Annotated in this window: 5 protein-coding genes; all 5 read right to left on the bottom strand. The window is 64.3% G+C overall.

Features of this window, described 5'->3' with window-relative positions:
• Window positions 1–418, bottom strand: a 418-nt coding sequence (locus ACESNG_RS24460) for a sugar phosphate isomerase/epimerase family protein (RefSeq protein WP_373071367.1), incomplete at its 3' end; no start/stop codon positions are given.
• Entirely contained in the window at window positions 415–1,398 is a 984-nt protein-coding gene (locus ACESNG_RS24455; protein WP_373071364.1) for an NAD(P)-dependent oxidoreductase, read from the bottom strand. The genes ACESNG_RS24455 and ACESNG_RS24460, both read right to left, overlap by 4 nt.
• Window positions 1,395–2,171, bottom strand: coding sequence for an HpcH/HpaI aldolase/citrate lyase family protein (locus ACESNG_RS24450; protein ID WP_373071361.1), 777 nt, complete (start codon window positions 2,169–2,171; stop codon window positions 1,395–1,397). Before ACESNG_RS24450 ends, ACESNG_RS24455 begins: the two co-directional genes overlap by 4 nt.
• A gap of 46 nt (window positions 2,172–2,217) precedes the next feature.
• Window positions 2,218–3,000 (bottom strand): ABC transporter ATP-binding protein, encoded by a 783-nt coding sequence (locus tag ACESNG_RS24445; RefSeq protein ID WP_373071358.1) that lies wholly within the window; start codon window positions 2,998–3,000, stop codon window positions 2,218–2,220.
• A partial coding sequence (locus tag ACESNG_RS24440) for an oligopeptide/dipeptide ABC transporter ATP-binding protein (protein WP_373071355.1) occupies window positions 2,997–3,578 on the bottom strand: 582 nt, incomplete at its 5' end. The genes ACESNG_RS24445 and ACESNG_RS24440, both read right to left, overlap by 4 nt.

The following is a 3,578-nucleotide window of genomic DNA, read 5'->3' as shown; positions in this document are numbered from 1 at the left end:
GGATGCCTTCACGTGAGAAGTCGGGAAGCAGATCCTCCATCGACCGCCAGAAGTAGGCCTCGCTCTCCGCGGGGGCGTCAGGCCGGCCGTTGAACTCCGACAGCATGACCTCTACCTCGAGGTCGGCCGCAATCTCGATCGACCGGCGCCAGTAGCGAACAGCCGCCTGGCGCGCGTCCTCGCCCGGACCGGACCATCGAAAGAGCGGCAGCATGCATGCGATTTCGACCCCAGCCGTTGCCAGCGCTGCCTTGAACTGCCGGACGGTTGCCGAGTCAACGCGCGGGTGCTTGAAGAACGGGATGAAATCCTCGCGGGGAGACAACTCGATGTACTGGTATCCGAGGTCCGCGACGACTCCGGGCAGGTCAAGGAGCGGCGTCGTCCGCAGCATGTACGGGTCGAGCGCTAGCTTCATCGGCCGTTGACCAGGAACGCTGGCCGTTCTCCGTTGAGGACACGATTGACGTTAGCGCCTGCCACCTCTGATCGCCGAACGAAGGTCTGCGTTGTCGCGGCAGCCCAGTGCGGCGTGAGCACGACATTCGGCATACTCAACAACGGGTGATCAGGGGCCATGGGTTCCACCTCGAAAACGTCGAGGCCCGCTCCGCCGAGCTGACCTGACTCGAGCGCGCGCACCATCGCGGCCTCGTCGACTAGTGCGCCGCGGGCGACGTTAATAAGTACGGCGCCACGCTTCATCGAGTTGAATGCCGCTTCGCCGATCGAATGAGTTGTCTCGTCGGTGAGCGGCAGGTGCAAGGACACGACATCGGCCTCAGACAGCACCGAGGCGAGCTCGTCAAGACTCGCGAACCGATCGACCCCGAACTCCCGCATGTCCGAGTCGGACATCGGGAAGAGGTCCACGCCGATCACGCGCATGGCGAACCCATGAGCCCGACGGGCTAGTTCCCGCCCGCTGGCTCCGGTGCCGATAACGACCAGCGTCTTGCCGGCCAGCTCGCCATTCTCACTGTCGTAGAAGTGCTGGGCTTCAAGTGCGGATCTGGCGAGATTGGCTTGCTTCTGGACGGCGAGCAGGAGGAACATCGCATGCTCGGCGAGGGGTACGGCGGTCGTCGGTCCCGGCGTGCGCGCGAGGTCCATGCCGCTGGCGAGGACTTCGTCCAATGCGAGATGGTCGAGGCCGTATCCCGCGACCTGCCAGAGCTTCACTCCGGCTTGCCGGCCGGCCTCGATGTGCTCGGCTCGGCCCCATCCCCCGATGTCGATCACGACGTCTTTGCCGGCCATCTGATCGGCGATGGGAAACTCCGGATCGAACAGCACTGACGGCGTGCTGCCGAGCGCCGCACGTAGGTGGGTGTAGGCCGGCTCAAGATTGGACTTGGCAACGTGCAGGATCAGCACTCGAGATTGTGGCTCGCTCATCGGGTCGCCTTCCGAGCCGAGGCGATCTCGGAGGCGCAGGCGTCGGCCAGGTAGCTCGTGTCGCCGCTGATGCCGACGAAGTTGAAGCCCTCGTTGAACGCACTCGCGGCCGCCGCTCCAGTAGCCAGCTGAAGCCCGACCCATTTGCCGTGCCGATGCGCTGCCTCCCGGATCGTCTCCAGACCCTTCATCAGAGCCGGGTTAGCCGGATCTTGGCCGTCGGCGGTGACGCCGTACAGGCTGGCCATCGAGGGCCCGTTGCCCATACTGATCGACAGGTCGTTCGGCCCGATGAAGAGGCCGTCCAGTCCAGGGGTAGCAAGGATGTCATCCACGCGACCCATAGCCGTGACCGACTCGATCATCGCGAAACAAAGCACTTGTTCGTTAGGCCACTCGATATCCGCGCCATACGGAGACCAGAACGGTCCGAAGCTCCGGACGCCGTAGGGAGGGTACTTGCAGGCATCGACCGCACGACGAGCCTCGGCCGCCGTCTCGATGTAGGGAAAGATGATGCCCTCGGCTCCCGCGTCGAGAGCGCGCTGGGCGACCGAGTAGTCGTCGTAAGGTACGCGAACCAGGGCGGTCACGCCGTGGGAACGGAGCATGGTGCACAGGCCCGGCAGGTCAGAGAAGGTTGCCAGCCCGTGCTGCATGTCGATGAAGAGCCAGTCGATCCCGCCCTTGGCGAGTTGCTCGATTGCCTGCGGATGCGGGATCGACGAAGCCGTCCCATAGATTGCGGTGCCTACAGCCATGGCGGCGCGCATGCGATTCACGTGTCGGCTGTCTACCATCGTGACGGGTCCTTCCAAGTTAGGTGCGGTCGGCGACGTGCCGGCCTGGGATGGAGTTGATCAGAGTGTGGGTGTATTCGTGCTGCGGATTGTCGAAGACCTCTCCGGTGGGTCCCTCCTCCACGAAGACGCCGCTCTTCAGGACGTAGACCCGGCTCGTTAGGTAGCGGATCACCCCGAGGTCATGGGAGACCAACACGATCGACAGGCCGTCACCGAGGAGGCCGCGGAAGAGATTGAGCAACTGGGCCTGCGCGCTCTGATCAATGGCCGACGTCGGTTCGTCGGCCAAGAGGACCGAGGGGTTGGCGGAGAGGGCACGGGCGACGCTGACGCGCTGCCGCTGGCCGCCCGACAACTGTCGCGGCTTCTTGCGCGAATCCTTCTCACTCACGCCCATCCGGGCAAGCAATGCCAGGCTCTGCTCCTGCGCGTCATTGCGCGAGCCAGGGTTGTACAGCTTGACGGCCTCGCTGACTGCGCTGAGGGCGGTGATGCGTGGGTTCAGGCTCCCGTACGGGTCCTGGAACACCATCTGCACCTCTCGACGCTTGTCGCCGCGGTAGGCCTTGCCCTTGGTGTAGATCGACTCGTTGGAGAACAGCACCTCACCGCTCGTCGGACGTTGCAGGCCGGCGAGAACTCGGGCGAACGTCGACTTGCCGCTGCCTGACTCGCCGACGATCCCGATTGCCTCACCAGCCGAGACGGACAAAGATGCATCCTTGACTGCATGCACCATTCCGCCGCCGCTGCCGAAAACGACATTTACCGAGCGTGCCACCACCAACGGACCGCTCACAACTGCCCCTCGAGTAGTTCAGTGTGCTTGCATGCCGACAGGTGATTCGGGCGTACCTCGACGAGAGGCGGGTTGGGGCCGACGGCGCAGTCAGGCTGGACGAACTCGCATCGCTCGGCGAACCGGCAACCGGTCGGCCAGCTGCCAACCGCTGGTGGCTGTCCCTTGATCGTGGTGAGCACGGAACCGGGCACGGCAATGTCGATCCGCGACCGGTTGAGTGCGATCGTGTAGGGGTGGAGCGGCTCTCGAGACACGTCGGCAACGTCGCCCACCTCGACACAGGTGCCAGCGTGCATCACGACGAGCCGATCGCAGACATCGTCGATGAGGGCGAGGTCGTGCGAGACGAGGATCACTGCGGTGTTGAAGTCACGCCGGATCTGCTTGAGCAGCTTCATGATCTCGGACTGAACCGTCACGTCGAGACCGGTTGTCGGCTCGTCCGCGACGATGAGGTCAGGGTCCTGTGCGAGGGCGCAGGCGATCATCACCCGCTGGCGCATACCGCCGGAAAGTTGGAACGAGTACTGGTCCAGGACGAGCTCCGGCCTGCGGATCTGGACCAGCTCGAGCAG

The sequence above is a fragment of the Gemmatimonas sp. genome, assembly GCF_041689975.1.
Taxonomy (GTDB): Bacteria; Gemmatimonadota; Gemmatimonadetes; order Gemmatimonadales; family Gemmatimonadaceae; genus Gemmatimonas.
This window is presented reverse-complemented; position numbering and strand designations above follow the sequence as displayed.

What these genes read in the sequence shown, in the direction of transcription:
- ACESNG_RS24455 (WP_373071364.1), bottom strand. Translation starts at nt 1,398, where the DNA reads ATGAGCGAGCCACAATCTCGAGTGCTGATCCTGCACGTTGCCAAGTCC.
- ACESNG_RS24450 (WP_373071361.1), bottom strand. Translation starts at nt 2,171, where the DNA reads ATGCGCGCCGCCATGGCTGTAGGCACCGCAATCTATGGGACGGCTTCG.